Origin of the sequence: Streptomyces sp. ME02-8801-2C, assembly GCF_033793965.1 — a bacterium.
In the GTDB taxonomy this organism is placed as follows: domain Bacteria; phylum Actinomycetota; class Actinomycetes; order Streptomycetales; family Streptomycetaceae; genus Streptomyces.
Window position 1 is genome coordinate 172,309 of sequence record NZ_JARAXP010000005.1, and the last position, 13,896, is coordinate 186,204.

10 protein-coding genes and 4 pseudogenes are annotated in these 13,896 nt (G+C 68.2%); 5 read left to right on the forward strand and 9 right to left on the reverse strand.

The window, feature by feature from the left end:
• Positions 1–28 precede the first annotated feature (28 nt).
• On the reverse strand, positions 29–961 hold the full coding sequence (locus PV396_RS18025; RefSeq protein ID WP_319205784.1) for a nuclear transport factor 2 family protein: 933 nt from the start codon (positions 959–961) through the stop codon (positions 29–31).
• Between the two features lie 245 nt (positions 962–1,206).
• Between PV396_RS18025 and PV396_RS18030 the strand changes: the two genes are divergently transcribed.
• Positions 1,207–2,127 carry an AraC family transcriptional regulator gene (locus PV396_RS18030; RefSeq protein WP_319205785.1) on the forward strand — a complete coding sequence of 307 codons (921 nt, stop codon included), beginning with the start codon at positions 1,207–1,209 and terminating at the stop codon, positions 2,125–2,127.
• A 36-nt stretch (positions 2,128–2,163) separates the two neighbouring features.
• Here the strand turns inward: PV396_RS18030 and PV396_RS18035 are convergent, their stop codons facing one another.
• Complete coding sequence (locus tag PV396_RS18035) at positions 2,164–2,778, reverse strand: ester cyclase (protein ID WP_319205786.1); 615 nt, start codon at positions 2,776–2,778, stop codon at positions 2,164–2,166.
• A 94-nt stretch (positions 2,779–2,872) separates the two neighbouring features.
• Here PV396_RS18035 and PV396_RS18040 point away from each other — a divergent pair, with 94 nt between their 5' ends.
• Positions 2,873–3,334, forward strand: coding sequence for a MarR family winged helix-turn-helix transcriptional regulator (locus PV396_RS18040; RefSeq protein ID WP_319205787.1), 462 nt, complete (start codon positions 2,873–2,875; stop codon positions 3,332–3,334).
• 57 nt (positions 3,335–3,391) lie between these two features.
• On the opposite strand, the gene PV396_RS18045 is transcribed toward PV396_RS18040, so the two are convergent.
• Entirely contained in the window at positions 3,392–4,279 is an 888-nt protein-coding gene (locus PV396_RS18045; protein ID WP_319205788.1) for a helix-turn-helix transcriptional regulator, read from the reverse strand.
• A 200-nt stretch (positions 4,280–4,479) separates the two neighbouring features.
• Here PV396_RS18045 and PV396_RS18050 point away from each other — a divergent pair, with 200 nt between their 5' ends.
• Both PV396_RS18050 and PV396_RS18055 read left to right on the forward strand, forming a co-directional pair.
• A complete protein-coding gene (locus tag PV396_RS18050) occupies positions 4,480–5,952 on the forward strand; it encodes an MFS transporter (RefSeq protein ID WP_319205789.1) in 1,473 nt (490 codons plus the stop codon).
• Positions 5,942–6,460 (forward strand): alpha/beta hydrolase, encoded by a 519-nt coding sequence (locus tag PV396_RS18055; RefSeq protein WP_319205790.1) that lies wholly within the window; start codon positions 5,942–5,944, stop codon positions 6,458–6,460. Before PV396_RS18050 ends, PV396_RS18055 begins: the two co-directional genes overlap by 11 nt.
• 170 nt (positions 6,461–6,630) lie before the next feature.
• Here the strand turns inward: PV396_RS18055 and PV396_RS18060 are convergent.
• From PV396_RS18060 to PV396_RS18070, 3 genes and pseudogenes are all read right to left on the reverse strand, one after another.
• Positions 6,631–7,032 (reverse strand): annotated as a pseudogene (locus PV396_RS18060) (transposase); the annotation flags it as partial.
• A 289-nt stretch (positions 7,033–7,321) separates the two neighbouring features.
• Positions 7,322–8,590 carry an MFS transporter gene (locus PV396_RS18065; RefSeq protein ID WP_319205791.1) on the reverse strand — a complete coding sequence of 423 codons (1,269 nt, stop codon included), beginning with the start codon at positions 8,588–8,590 and terminating at the stop codon, positions 7,322–7,324.
• Between the two features lie 461 nt (positions 8,591–9,051).
• Positions 9,052–10,785 (reverse strand): annotated as a pseudogene (locus PV396_RS18070) (RICIN domain-containing protein); the annotation flags it as partial.
• Positions 10,786–11,113: 328 nt separating this feature from the next.
• On the opposite strand from PV396_RS18070, the pseudogene PV396_RS18075 reads away from it, so the two are divergent.
• Positions 11,114–11,263, forward strand: a pseudogene (locus tag PV396_RS18075) (TerD-family protein); the annotation flags it as partial.
• 282 nt (positions 11,264–11,545) lie between these two features.
• Here PV396_RS18075 and PV396_RS18080 read toward each other — a convergent pair.
• The 3 genes and pseudogenes from PV396_RS18080 to PV396_RS18090 all read right to left on the reverse strand — a co-directional run.
• Positions 11,546–12,583, reverse strand: a complete 1,038-nt coding sequence (locus PV396_RS18080) for an SPFH domain-containing protein (protein ID WP_319205792.1) — start codon at positions 12,581–12,583, stop codon at positions 11,546–11,548.
• Positions 12,584–12,587: 4 nt separating this feature from the next.
• Positions 12,588–13,019 carry an NfeD family protein gene (locus PV396_RS18085; protein WP_319206341.1) on the reverse strand — a complete coding sequence of 144 codons (432 nt, stop codon included), beginning with the start codon at positions 13,017–13,019 and terminating at the stop codon, positions 12,588–12,590.
• Positions 13,020–13,124: 105 nt separating this feature from the next.
• Positions 13,125–13,706, reverse strand: a pseudogene (locus PV396_RS18090) (PqqD family peptide modification chaperone); the annotation flags it as partial.
• Between the last annotated feature and the right edge of the window lie 190 nt (positions 13,707–13,896).

Below are 13,896 nucleotides of genomic sequence, written 5' to 3' on the forward strand. Positions count from 1 at the left end.
TCGAAAAGGCAAGCGAGTTGGCGACGGGTCAGAACATCGTGTTGCCGTTGGCAGAGGTCGCTGGAACGGCTTCGATCATGTCCCAGTGCTCGACGATCTTGCCCTCGCGCACCCGGTAGATGTCGAGGATGGCCATGCCACGGTCATCGGCCGAGTCCTTGGAATGGGTGTAGACGGCCACGTAGTCGTTCTCCGCGATGATCCGTTTGACCGTGGTGGTGGCGTCCGGGTTCGCGGCCCAGCGGCCGGCGAAGAAGTTCTTGACGGCCTCCGTGCCGTTGGGCACCCACGGGTTGTGCTGGTAGTACGGATCGGCGATGTACCGGTCGAAGGCGGTGAGGTCCCGGTTGGCGATTCCGGTGTACAGGTTCGTCACCGCCTGCCTGCTCACCTCGGTGGGGACCCTGCGGTCCGGCCAGGGGAGGCGGGGGCTGCTCAGGGTGGAGAACATGTCGTTGCCGCTGGCTGTGGTCTCCGGGACCTGCTGCCGCACGGCCCAGTGTTCAGCGATCCTGCCGTTCTCGACACGGAAGATGTCGGCCCGCGCCGTGCCCCGGGTACCCGGCACAGCCACGGCGTTGCTGTGCAGCACGACGAGGTCACCGTCGGCGATGACCCGGTGGATGGTGGTGTGGTGCTTCGGGTAGGCGGCGTCGTAGCGGGCCACGAAGTCACGCAGAGGCTGACGCCCGTCGGCCGCCTGCGGACTGTGCTGGATGTAGTCGGGCCGTATGTACTTGTCGATGACGGAAAGATTCCCGTGGTTGAACAGCTGGTCGTAGACATGGACGACCAGGGCCTTGTTCGCTGCCTCCTGGAAACTCTGCGCGTGGGCCGGCTTGGTGGCCGCCGAGGGCGGCAACGCCACCGCCGTGGAGGCCCCGGCGATCAGGGCACCTGCCGTGACTGCGCCGACGACAAGGCCGACGCCCTTCCTGGTGCGGTTCAGGAATCGGGACATGGGGGGTGTCTCTCCTTGTGTTCGTTCGTCTGGTGCTGCCTGGGGCCTGCCGCCCGGGCCATGGGTGCGATCCACCTCGTTGGGATCGGTCCGGCTTCGGCCACCGCCCAGGGCTGTCTTCCAGAGGTCCGTCCCGTACGCCGCATGGTGCTTCGGCGCCCGGCTTTCCCCTGTGCCAACCACTCTCGACGGGAAAGGCCGGGTGAGCGAGGTAATCTGAGGACTGATCAGGATCGGGAGCGGACATGACCCAGGGTTCTACGACGCTCACACACCTCCCCGCCGACGCCGGCCGGGAGGATGTCGCGCGCATTTACGATCTGGACTGCAACGCGCCCGAGGGCCCCGTGCCCGGCTTCGAGATCACGGCGTTGGACGCGGTGCGCCGCCGGATCCCGAAGGCAGTCCAGGAGCGCTTCAACCGGGTGGACTTCCACACCATCACCCTGATCACCGAAGGCCGGGACGATCACACCGTCGACTTCGTGACGTACGGCTGCCGCCCGGGCACGCTGCTGTGGGTACGCCCGGGCCAGGTGCAGCGCTTTGTGCCGTCCACGCTTCAGGGCGTGCATCTGCGGTTCGCGGCCTCCTTTCCGCTGCGCACAGCCCGTACGGAGCGTCTGCTCACCCCCTGGGCCGGGCCCGTGTGGCGTCAGCTGGGCGTGGACGCCGAGTACAGCGCGCTGTCCGCGTCACTGGGCCGTCTGGCCACGGAGTACGCCCAGCGAGCCGAAGAGGTCTCCCGCGAGATCCTTCAGCACCTGTTGGCCGCCACTCTGCTGGAGATCGACCGGCTGCCGGATCCGGGCACCGGGGAGGCTCAGCGTGGCAGCGAGGTCTACAACCGCTTCTGCGCGGAGCTGGAGTCGTCATACGCCACCGTCCATCGGGCCGAGGACTACTCCCGTCGCCTGGGCTACACCGTGAAGACCCTGACCCGGGCATGTCTGGCGGCCACCGGGCAGCCCGTGAAGCAGGTCATCGACGGCCGCATCGCCCTGCAGGCCCAACGCCTGCTCGCCCACACCGACGACCCGGTGTCTTCCATCGCCCATGGTCTGGGCTTCAGTGAACCCACCAACTTCAGCAAGTTCTTCACCCGGCTCACGGGGACAGCACCCGGAGACTTCCGGCGCCTGCACCGCGGTGGCGACGTGCGGTGAAGGTGCCGGTCACGGGCCTCTGGCCTGGCGCCGAGCTCAGGCCAGGCCGACCTGTCGTCGCATGGTCAGCTGGTCGAAGAAGAGGAACTCCTCTTCCATGACGCCACGCTTGTTCAGGACGCCGATGGTGCACATGTGCAGGGCGAACGGCTTGCCTGTGGGCTGGATGACACCGCCCTCCCCGTCCGGCATCGGGCCGGTGAACGTGCCCTCCCACACACCGGTCACCGCGACGAAGTTGCCCTTGGCGATGCGGACGGGGTGCACCTCGATCTTGATGTCGGGTGCCCACAGGAACTGGGCCTTCATGTCCTCGATGTGGATGTCCAGCCCGTCGGTGTAGTGGCCGTCGGGCCAGTGGACGCGTACGTCCTGGTCGTGGCTCTCGTCGAAGCGGTCCCAGTCCTGGTGGGAGTAGACGTCGAAGTCGGCGACGTCGAACATCTCCAGGTTGCGGCGCTCCTCACGGGTGAGATGCCCGGGCCACGGGTACTCCTCGCGGGTCCTGACGGGGTCTCCCATCTTGAATTCGCTCAGGTGGCGATACCGGTCCGAGGCCTCGGCCGGGGTACCGCCGTCGAGGACTGCGGTGAGTGCCAGGGCGCCGAAAGCGGCTCCGGCGCCGCCCCTGAGTACGGCACGACGATCCATGAGTCATCACTCCCCAGTGATCAGAACATTTACTTACTTGCGCACACAATTACAGAATTTCGTTGCGCACACAAGTAATGCGTAGGATGAAGGCGTGCCCCACGACAGCGACAGGCCCGCCCCTCTCACCGCTGACGAGTACGCCCTGGTCAAGACGCTCCGTCCCGCCATGGCCGCTCTGACCCGCGCCTTCGACGCGAACCTGCACCCTCTGGGCCTGACACATGCCGAGTACGTCGCGCTGATGTTCCTGTCCGAAGCTGAAGGGCGTGCCCTCCGCCTGGGCGACCTGGCCGAGCTGTGCCATCAGTCCGCCTCCCACATGGGGCGTACCGTTCAGCGGCTCCAGAGCGAAGGGCTGGTCGTACGGGAGCAGTGCAGCCAGGACGCCCGTTCCTTCCGGGCGGTCCTCACCGACGCCGGCCTGGCCCGCCTGGAAAGGGCCTGGCCCGTCCATATCGCGGGCGTCCGCCATCAGCTGTTCGACCAGCTCGAAGGCATCGACCTGGGCAAACTCGCGGCCGCGTTCCAGCGCATCGTCGACGCCGAGGACTGAACCCCAGGTCAATGACCTGGGGGGGTCAGGTCGCCGCGTGGCGGTTCCGGCAGCGCGTCAGCGTCGTACCGCCGCCGGGTCCTCCGCCACCACCGGAGCCGTCACGCTGCCGAGAAGCCGCAGCGCCGCCTCCGACGGTGAGCCGGGCTCGGCGGTGTAGGCGATGAGGCGCTGGCCGGAAGCGCCGGGGATGACGAGGTTCTCGAAGCTGAGGTCCATCGCGCCGACCATCGGATGGCGCAGGTGTTTCACCCCGGACGTGCAGGTGCGTACCGGGTGGCGGGCCCAGCGGGATGCGAACTCGTCGCAGTTCATGGTGAGTTGGCCGATGAGTTCGGCAAGGGAACGGTCGTGGGGGTGGCGGCCCGCGACCAGGCGCAAGGAGGCCACGCCGAGTTGCGCCTCCTCGTCCCAGTTCGTGAACAACTCCTGGTACTGCTCGTCCAGGAAGAGCATCCGGGTCAGGTTGGGGCGGGTCGCCGGCGTGTCGGGGCTCTCGGGCGCCAGGTGTCCGGCGAGCAGAGCGTGCCCCATCCGGTTCCAGGCGAGGACGTCGTTGTGCCGGTCCAGGACGAGGGCCGGTACGTCGCTCATGGCCGCCAGCAGTTGCCGGGCCGAGGCACTGGCGTGTGCCACCCGGGGCGGAGCCGGCCGGGAGGAGGCGACGGCTGGGCGGGCGAGATCCTTCAGATGGGCCGTCTCGTCGTCGGACAGGCGCAGGGTACGCGCGATCGACTCCAGTACACCGTCGGAGGCGCTGAGGGCACGCCCCTGTTCGAGCCGGGTGTAGTGGGTGATGCTGACGCCGGCGAGCATGGCCAGTTCCTCACGGCGCAGACCGGTGACGCGGCGGCGGTTCGGGTACGGCGTGATGCCGACGTCCTCGGGACGCAGCGCGGCGCGGCGGGACTTGAGGAATTCTCCCAGCTCGGACGGGGCGTCCATCCATGCCTCCAGGTGGGCGGAGTGCGACAGGCCGTGGCCCCTGACTTCCCATCATGCCCGCCGGTCCCGAGGGCCGGGAGCCGTGAGAGTGGTCCTCTGATGACTACCCTCCCGCCGGCTGTGCGGGACAGGGTTCTGGCTGGCGGTCCGGACATCGACGAGCCTCCCATCAGGAAACTTGAGGAAAGGGACTCGCTGTCATGTCTGTCACTGATTCGGAGGCTGCCGGTACCACGCCCCGTACCGCGCCCCGTACCGCGTCCGGCACCGTCGCCGACACGCCACCGAACGTGCTCACACCCCGGCTCCGGCTGGTGCTGGTGCTCCTGCTCGCCTCCCAGTTCATGCTGGCCGTGGACTTCTCCATCCTGAACGTGGCGCTGCCGGTGATCGGTGAGGGCCTGGGCTTCTCGCTCGGGCACCTGCAGTGGATCGCCACCTCGTTCGCCCTGTGCGCTGCGGGCTTCACCCTGCTCTTCGGCCGGGTCGCCGACCTGTTCGGCCGTCGCCGGCTGTTTCTCGGCGGCCTCGTCCTCCTTGGCGCGGCCTCGCTCGTGGGCGGCCTGGCGCAGAGCCCGGAGGTACTGATCGCGGCCCGCGTCTGCCAGGGTCTGGCCACCGCCGCCGTCACCCCGGCCGGACTGTCGCTCCTGACGACCTCGTTCCCGGAGGGTCCGCTGCGCGAGAAGGCGCTCGGCCTCAACGGGGCGTTGATGTCCGCCGGGTTCACCACCGGAGCCATCCTCGGCGGCCTGCTGACCGACCTGCTGTCGTGGCGCTGGGCGTTCTTCATCAACGTGCCCGTCGCCCTCGCCGTGCTGGTCATCGCCCCGACGGTCATCAAGGAGTCCCGTCCCGACGAGCGTCCGAAGCTGGACCTGCCCGGTGCCGTCAGCGTCACGCTCGGCCTGCTGGCCATCGTCTTCGGCCTCACCCAGGCCGGTGAGAAGGGCTGGGGCTCGGCGGACGCGCTGCTTCCGCCGGCCGCGGGCGCGGCACTGATGCTCGTGTTCTACGCCGTCGAACGCAAGGTGTCCGCGCCGCTGGTCCCGCTCAGCGTGCTCGGCAAACGCTCCGTGGCCTGGGGCAACGTCGCCGGTCTGATCGCGTTCCTCACCGAGACCTCGCTGGTCTTCCTGCTCACCCTCTACCTTCAGGAAGTACTCGGCTTCTCCGCCCTCGCCGCCGGGCTGTCCTTCGGTGTGCTGGGCATCGGAACGGTCGTGGGCGGCTCCACGGCCCCTCGGGTCATCGGGAAGCTCGGCACCAGGCAGACGCTGCTCGTGGGCGGCATCCTGCAGACCGTGTTCACGGTGGCCCTGCTCGGCCTCGGCGACGACCGCTCGTGGATGTGGCTCCTGCTGGTCGCCACCTTCGCCGGTGGCGTCGGCAACATGTTCGTCATCGTCGGCTTCATGGTCACCGCAACCTCGGGCCTCGCCGACCACGAGCAGGGCCTGGCCACCGGCCTCGCCACCATGACCCAGCAGGTCGGCATCACCATGGGTACGCCCATCATGAGCGCCATCACCACCGCCGCCATGACCGGCAGCGGAGCCTCCGCCGTCCTCGGCGGTCTGAAGGTCGCGATCGCGGTGAACGCCGCCATCGTGCTCCTCGGCACCCTCACCAGCGCCCTGTTCCTGCGCGGCGCCCGGTCGAGTGCGCACTGACGACGGGCGGTCCGGGCCGCCGGCCGCCGGGCCACGGCCCTCCACTTCCGTTCGCCTCGACGCCCCGCAGGGCGAGGAGGTCCGCTGGGAGGACCGGTTGCTCGACGCCGGGACGCACACCGTCCCGGTGCGGGTCTACCGGCCCGGACCGAGCCCCTACGGCTGGCTGGTCTGGGCACACGGCGGCAGCTGGCAGGCGGGGTCCGTGGAGCACTGGCACGAACCGGTCATGGACCTCGCCCGGGTATCGGGCTGCACCGTGGTCAGCGCCGGATACCGGCTGGCACCCCGCCAGCAGGAGGACAGCCATGTCGCCTCCTCGCGATTGATGATCAGGTCCGCAACAGTGATCATCCCGTCCAATGGGCCGTCGAGCCGAATCGAGTGGTCACCGACGAGGGACATTTTCCAGTCCGCGTCGCTGTGCCAGAGCCGAGCGGTTTTCTCGCCCCGACGCTGGGCGAACACGAGTTCCTCCCCGTACCCGTTCATGAAGTATCCGACGTAGTCCTTGTCGGTGATCTCTCTCGTGACAGTCCGCCGACGGAGTCGGTGGACCGTTTTCGTGCCGTGGGCTGAGGCTGTGCAGGCCGAGGGCCCGAGTGTCGCCTCGGATTGGCGCCGGGTTCCCCTGCTCCGGGTGTTGAGGTGCCGCCGAAGGGATGGGGAATCCGCAGGTCAGTTAGGGTCGGGCAGGTGGGTGAGCCGGTCGAGGGCTGCGGTGATGTGACCGGTCCAGGGCCAGTGCCGGGCCAGGCGGAGGACTCGCCGACGACCGGTGGTCACGAGTTGTCCGGCCGCGGTGAACAGGCGGAGCCGCAGGCGGCGGGGTTCCCAGAGCCTGGCTTTGCCGGTCAGGGCGCATCGGCACCCAGGCCCGCAGGTCAGAGCGATCTGCACGATCTCCAGCCAGATCCGGTTCAGGGCCGTGCGATGCAGGGGCAGGTTGCGCAGGCCAGTGGCCCGGGCGGCGTGGATGCGGCCCGGGGCCCGCAGCCGGTGACGGCGCTCGAGCTCGGCGATCGGCCGGCCCTGGGTGTTGGTGGCGAAACAGGTCAGCCGCATGCCGTCCGCATCCGTTTGATCAAGTATCGGACACTCCACCTCGTGAAAGCGCGAGGCTAAGGTCTGCCCGAGCCCGTTGATCTACCGGCCTCGCCCGCCGGGCTCCCGGACGCACACGCATTCCGGCGCATGCTGGCGAGGCTCAGCGCGGGCAGCGCGGGCAGCGGCGGCGCCAGGGCGTCGGCCTGACTCGGCCCCTTCTACGCGTCGAGTTCCGTCGGCGGCGATCGACGGCGCACCAGTACGCGGCGTACGACACGATCTCAGATGACCAGCGTTCACCTGCGGTTGTCGAAGCCGGTGATCAGGCCTCTGCCCACGTTGCCTCCCGTGTACTGGGATCGACTTCGTCGGAGGGCGCGGACGCGGGCCGCAGGATCCAGGCGAAGATCGCGCCGGCCGTGTACAGCAGGAAGATGACGACGAAGAGCAGCCGGGGCCGTGTGTCGTACAGAAGTGCCGCGACATAGCCGGAGGGAATCGCCATCATGGCGGTCACGCTTTGCAGGGCACCGAACATCGCGGCCCGGTCCCTGTCATCGAGTGTCCCCACAATGATGGTGTCGCGGTAGGACTCCGTGAGGAACACGCCGGCGGCGATCAGCGTGCTGCTCAGCATCAGCAGGACGACTCCGTGCCTCGGGACCAGAAGGAACAGCAGCCATCCCGCGGCGCTCAGCGCGAGGGCTGTTCGGGTGGTGTTCACGACGGAGTGTCCCTGCAGCCGGGGCAGCAGCATCAGGAAGCACACCAGTGCCACAGCCGCGGTCAGCGCCGGGATCCAGGAGATGATGTCGGCGCCGATCCCGAGGTTGTCCGCCAGGTAGACGACCTGGAAGACGTTGATCGTCACCGCGAGGCTGGTGGCGATGTACAGGCCGACGAGAGGCCACATCCGGCGCTGTCGTGACAACTGCCAGAACAGCCGTAGGTTCGTGGCGACGCTGCGGGCCATGCCGGTGTTGCCGCGCCGCTTCATAGCGGCCTTGCCCGCGACGGTCTCACGGACCATGCGGTGGCGCCAGACGAAGTGGGCGAACATCATGACCGCGCCGACGCCGTAGATGACCCGCAGGGTCGAGACCACGCCGTACTGCCCCATGAGGGCACCCGCGATCGGGGTGAGCAGCCCGGCGCCCATGGCGATCAGCTTTACCGCGGCGAAGACGCGGGGCTGGCCCTCCTTCGGTGTGTCCTCGGTGGCGAGGAGGTTGAAGGAGGTGTTGACGATGCTTGAGCAGGCGTTGAACAGAGCGGCGATCAGGAAGATCCAGAAGTTCGTCGCGATCGCCCAGAGCGCCATGGGCAGTGCCCAGCCGACCAGATCGAAAACGAGGGATGTCATCCTGCGCCCGAGCCGGTCGGTCACGGCTCCGGCGATGATCTGGAAAAGGAAGGCAGCGTAAAGGTTCGCTGACAGGATGACACCGATGGAGAGATTGCTCAGTCCGACGGACTTCATGTAGAGCGTGGCGTAGTAGAGCACGACCGTGCCGGTCAGTGCCCACAGCGGTTCGAGAAGGACGCAGTACCGGGCGTTCGGAGGCAGGTCCTTCAGGAGGATGGATCTCAACGAGGGGTCCGTTCTGGGAAGCCCGGCCGCGCCCCGCCGTATGAGGGCGGAGCGCGGCGGGCGTCGGTTGCTGGGGGCCCCGGGGCCGAGGTCCGGCAAGCCGGCGCCTCAGCCCCGTACCGGCAGACCTCGGATCAGCGTTCGGCCCGGATCTTGGCCGTGTCCCACGTCAGCGGTGTGTCGTCGAACACCACGGCGATGTTCACCTTCCCGGCCGCGAGGGTCTTGGGAAGGGTCACGCTGCCCTTCTGGTTTTCGTCGAAGGGGACCGGACCGAGGTCCGTGACCTTGCCGTCGGCCGCGAACACGTAGGCGTGGCCCGTCTTGTTCGCGTGCAGGGCCGTGCCCGCGGGGTCCGACGCGGCGGCGTTCAGCGACACGATGGCCTTCTTGCCGACGCTTCCCGCGATCAGGTGCTTGGACCGCGTGTCCTCGGTCAGGCTGGCGGAGACCGGGGCCTGCTGGACGAGCTGCCACTCCTGCGAGCCGTCCGCGACCATGTTCTGCAGGGTGAGCGGCGCCCCGGCGGACGCGCCGGTCAGGTACACGTTGTGGTTCTTGGCCGACTGGAACCTGTAGTACCCGTCAGCGGTCCTGACGAGGTTCCACAGACCGGCCGGCGTGTCGTCGGCCCACTGGCCGATCCGCTGGCCGACCGTCGGATTCGCCGTCCAGATGCCGGCGGCACGGCCGCCCGACTTGTTCAGCAGCGTCAGTGCGCCATCGGCCTTGGTGGTCAGGTGCCAGTACTGCGTGTCCTTGTTCGCCGCGGAGCCGGCGTCCTCCAGACGGACGTCGGGAACGTCGCCGTTGCCGATGTTCGCGTCGTTGGTCTTGTTTCCGGTACCGATCACCTGGCCGGTCCTACGGTTCACGAGCTGGTAGTAGGCGCCCTCGGAACGGCCGAAGTCGACCTCGGCGTAGCGGAGCGTCGAGGTGCCCTCGTGGTTGAGGATCGAGACGCGGCCGGTGCCCTCGACGTACTGCAGGTTGCGGGTGTAGCCGGCCCGCGACGTCGTCTGGTACTCCTTCCACACGCCGTCGCTGCGTCCGCTCTCGTTGATCCAGACGTTGCCGCTGTTGGACGCGTTGTAGGCCAGCCGCCCGTCGGGCAGCCCGATGACGACCGGGCTGCCACCGACCGCGAGAGGACGGGAACCGGCGTCCACCGGCAGCGAGGTGACTCCCGTACCCGTGGGGGAACCGCGGTAGAACTTCAGCGGGTCGTCGGCGAGCACGTACCTGGTGTTGGTTCCGCCGCCCCAGTACTCGAAGGCGAGGAGCCACTTGCCGTCCGTGGTGGGGACGACGTTCGTCATGCCCGGCCGACCGCCACCGATCTCCGTCTTGCCGCCGCCCATGTCCTGGGTCAGGCCCGCGAGGTCGACGACCGGAGCGCTCCACTGCGCCTTGCGGCCGTCCCAGGTCTTGTGGACGAGGATCTGCCCGTGCGAATCCGGGGCGGTGTCGTTCGCGGGGTCCAGTTTCGGGACGCCTGTCACCGGGTCGAAGCCGACGTAGTCGTTCTCATCCGAGTAGTAGCAGACGAGTTGGCCCTCGTGGACCATCAGGTACGGCTCCCACAGGGGGTCCACCTGCTTGTACGTGTTCGCGGCGGCGACGTTCTTGCCGACCGCACCCGCGCTGCCGCCCTGCCAGCCCCCCGTCGCGATGATGTTGAGGACGTCCCACGTCACGCCGTCGTCGGTGCTGGAGTAGAGGGCCATCGCCACGTCACTGCGGTCACCGTCGTTGGACGGCGTCCAGTTCGGGTCGGCCGCCTTGTGCTCGAGGTAGTACTGGTCGTCACCCGTCACGACGCTCGCGAGGAGCAGCGTGCCCTTCTTCAGCTTGCCGACCTTCTCCGGCAGCGTGTAGAGGTACGGGGCGCCCCAGTTGCTCGTGTACTTCGCGTAGCGCGGATCGCTGGAGAGATACGCCGGAGCCTTCACCTCCGAGAGTGCCTGCCACGACGTTCCGTGGTCGTCGCTCTTGTAGATCGGCAGTGTCTCCCCGTCGGCGCTTCCCGTCTCCGGCACGACCGTGGCCTTCTCGAACGACGCGACCAGGCGTCCGCTCGACAGCTGAGCCGACTTCACGTAGATCGCGCAGTTGCCCCGGCCCTTCAGGCACGATTCGTTCCCGAGCTGGTACATGACCCCGCCCGTCGGGTTGTACGCCTGCGCACTGGCCATGGGTATCACCAGCATCGCAGTCGCAGCGGCGAAGGTTCCCAGCACCTTCGCCGACCTTCCTCTGTGCATTGCGTCTCCTTTGTCGCGGCGGCGGGTCCGGCGCTCGGCCGTCTGCGCGCGGTCGTGCGGCTTCGCATGACCGCGCGGTCACACAAGGGCGTATGACCGCGCGGTCATGCGGAGTTTGTGGTGGCCACCATGCCGAAGTCAAGACTCGCGTCACGCCCATCACGTTGAATGAGGCTGATGACCGACGATCACGACGATGAACCCGGCATGTCGGCTCACGAGGGGCTGACTGCGCAGTCAGACTGTGGTTGACTTCGCGTTCGCGCAGGTCGCCGGATCCACGGCCACCACCGTCGCGGAGTTCATTCGTGACGCCTCCGGCGCGTGGGAATTCCGCGAGACGGTCACTGGGTTCGACAGCGACCCCGTGGTCTTCACCGCAGAGATGGGCGGCGCCTCACAGCGCTGACCGCAGGCAGCCCGGAAAACGTCGGCCGATCACAGTGACGCTTCCCGATCACAGTGACGCTTCCCGCGTTCCTGGATCCGGAGGAGGCAGGCGCTCCGAAAGCGTCACCGTGTCGGCCCCGGCGATACCCGTCCGACTCGGGCGGTGATCGTCGGCGCCGTCCGGACGTCTCCCGGCGTGGGTGCGGTCGAGCGGCGCAGGGTGACGAGCGGCGATTGCCACGGGGTCGGGCGCTCGGAGGCTTGCGGTGTCTGGTCGCGCCGACAGGGACGCCGACCGCCGTCAGCGGGGCGGGTGATCCGGGAGGGCATCGGGGGTGACGCGCTCGGCCTTGGCTGCTTCGGCGAGGGCCTCGGCAGCGGCTTCGGCGGCCTGGGCCTTGTCGTTGGCGGCCTGGGCAACCATGTCGTCCGAGGGTTTCTCACGGGTGGCCGGCGACTGGGGCAGCACGTCGGTGAAGGCGCGGGACATGCCCTGGAGCGCGGAGGTGATCTCGCTGGGGATCACCCAGAAGTTGTTGCCCGAGCCCTGCGCGAGTTGGGGCAGCGTCTGAAGGTACTGGTAGGCGAGCAGCTTGGGGTCGGGGTCGTTGCGATGCACGGCCTGGAACACCTCGTCGATGGCCCGGGACTGGCCCTCGGCCTGGAGGATCGCGGCGGTACGGTTGCCCTCGGCGCGCAGGACGGCGGCCTGTTTGTCGCCTTCGGCGGTGAGGATCTGCGACTGGCGCTGCCCCTCGGCCCCGAGAATCGCGGCCCTCTTGTCCCGCTCGGCACGCATCTGCTTCTGCATCGCGTCCTTGATGGACTGCGGCGGGTCGATGGCCTTGATCTCCACCCGGTTGACTCTCAGCCCCCACTTTCCGGTGGCCTCGTCCAGCACGCCGCGGAGCTGGCTGTTGATGGTGTCCCGTGAGGTGAGGGTCTTTTCCAGGTCCATGGATCCCACGACGTTGCGCAACGTGGTGACGGTGAGCTGCTCCACCGCCTGGAGGAAATTCGCGATCTCGTAGAAAGCCGCTCGTGGGTCGGTCACCTGGAAATAGAGCACGGTGTCGATCTCGACGACCAGGTTGTCCTCGGTGATGACCGGTTGCGGTTTGAAGGAAACGACCTGTTCCCGCAGATCGATCACCGGATGAACGCGGTCGATGAACGGGATGACGAGGCTGAGGCCGGGATCCAGGGTCCGGTGGTAGCGGCCGAGCCGCTCGACATTGCGAGCGCGTGCCTGGGGCACGATACGGACGGCCCGCACCACGGTGAAAACCGCGATCAGTGCGACGATCAGGCCGGCAACGAGGAACGCCGAGGTTTCCATGATTTCAGTCCCGGGGGTAGACGATCGCGGTGGCGCCGCTGATCTCCATGACATCGACGGTCTTTCCAGGAGGAATCACCAGCGTCTCGTCGTAGGCGCGGGCCGTCCACTCCTCACCGTCGATGCGGACCCTGCCGCCCAGGCCCGTCACCTCCGAGACGACATAGGCGGCCTTGCCGACCAGCGCGTCCACGCCGAATCGCGCCACTTGGGGCCGGAGTACGTGGCGTAGCGCAATGGGGCGGACGAACAGCACGGTGACTGTGGCGACGATGGTGAACACCAGGAACTGCAAGGGCAGCGGCATCCCGACCGCGGCGGACCCCGCCGTGACCAATGCGGCCGCACTCAGCAGTCCGAGCGCAGCGGTAAGGGTGAAGATCTCCGCCACAGCCAGCACGGCCGCGACGATCAACCAGATCAGCCATGGATCCATAGCGTGCCTCTTCTGACCGGTACGGGCGCGAAGGGCCTGACTCCCACCATTGGACCCCGATACGGGGCAGAAGCGATACCCCTGGGGAAAGAACCCTGCCGAGCGCACAACGGCGCGCACACCGCACTGCCACTTGGCGGCCTCGATGCCGTTGCGCCACGCCTCGTCGGCGGACTGGCGCACCACGGCTGTCTCACGTTCCTCGGCTCCGGACGCCTTCACCGTGCGGAAGGCGCCCAGCGCGCGTTCGAGTACGGAACCCATCGCGCCCACCGACGCCTGCGCCCGGAGCGTCGCGCGGGAGATGCGCGGCATGGCCGTGGTGATCACACCGCTGACGACAGCGACGACACCGACGGTCACGCCCAGGAGCAGCGGATCGAGTCCGCCCATCATGACCATCACCGCCCCGAGCGTGAGGACACCGGTCACGGCCGAGACCATCGGCTGGGGGGTGACCTGCCGCAGGAGGGTGGTGTCCGAGGTCACGCCTCGCGCCGGGTCCTGCGCGAAGCGCGCGCCGAGTGCCTCGACGACGTCCGCTGTCTCTCTGCCCACCTGGAGCAGTCGCACGACCGCCGCCCCTGTGGGATTGAGCATCCAGTAGCGGCCGGTGCCCTCGTGGAGCAGCACCATTCCGTCGTCCGATTCGGTCGCGGCCGCACCGGGGCCGAGTGCGAAGCTCATCGGGTTCCTTCCGCGCCACGGGCACGCGTTCGCGCGGCCTCGACAGAGCGCAGCCACGACTCGGGGGCCAATGTGCGCGTTACCAGGTTCCGCTTTCCGTTGGACGGCAGGATCTCAGTGGCGGGCCCAACTGACTCTGTTCTTCCGTCTGGTCCAGCAGGGACCGCTCGGCCGACGGGTCGCCGGCCGA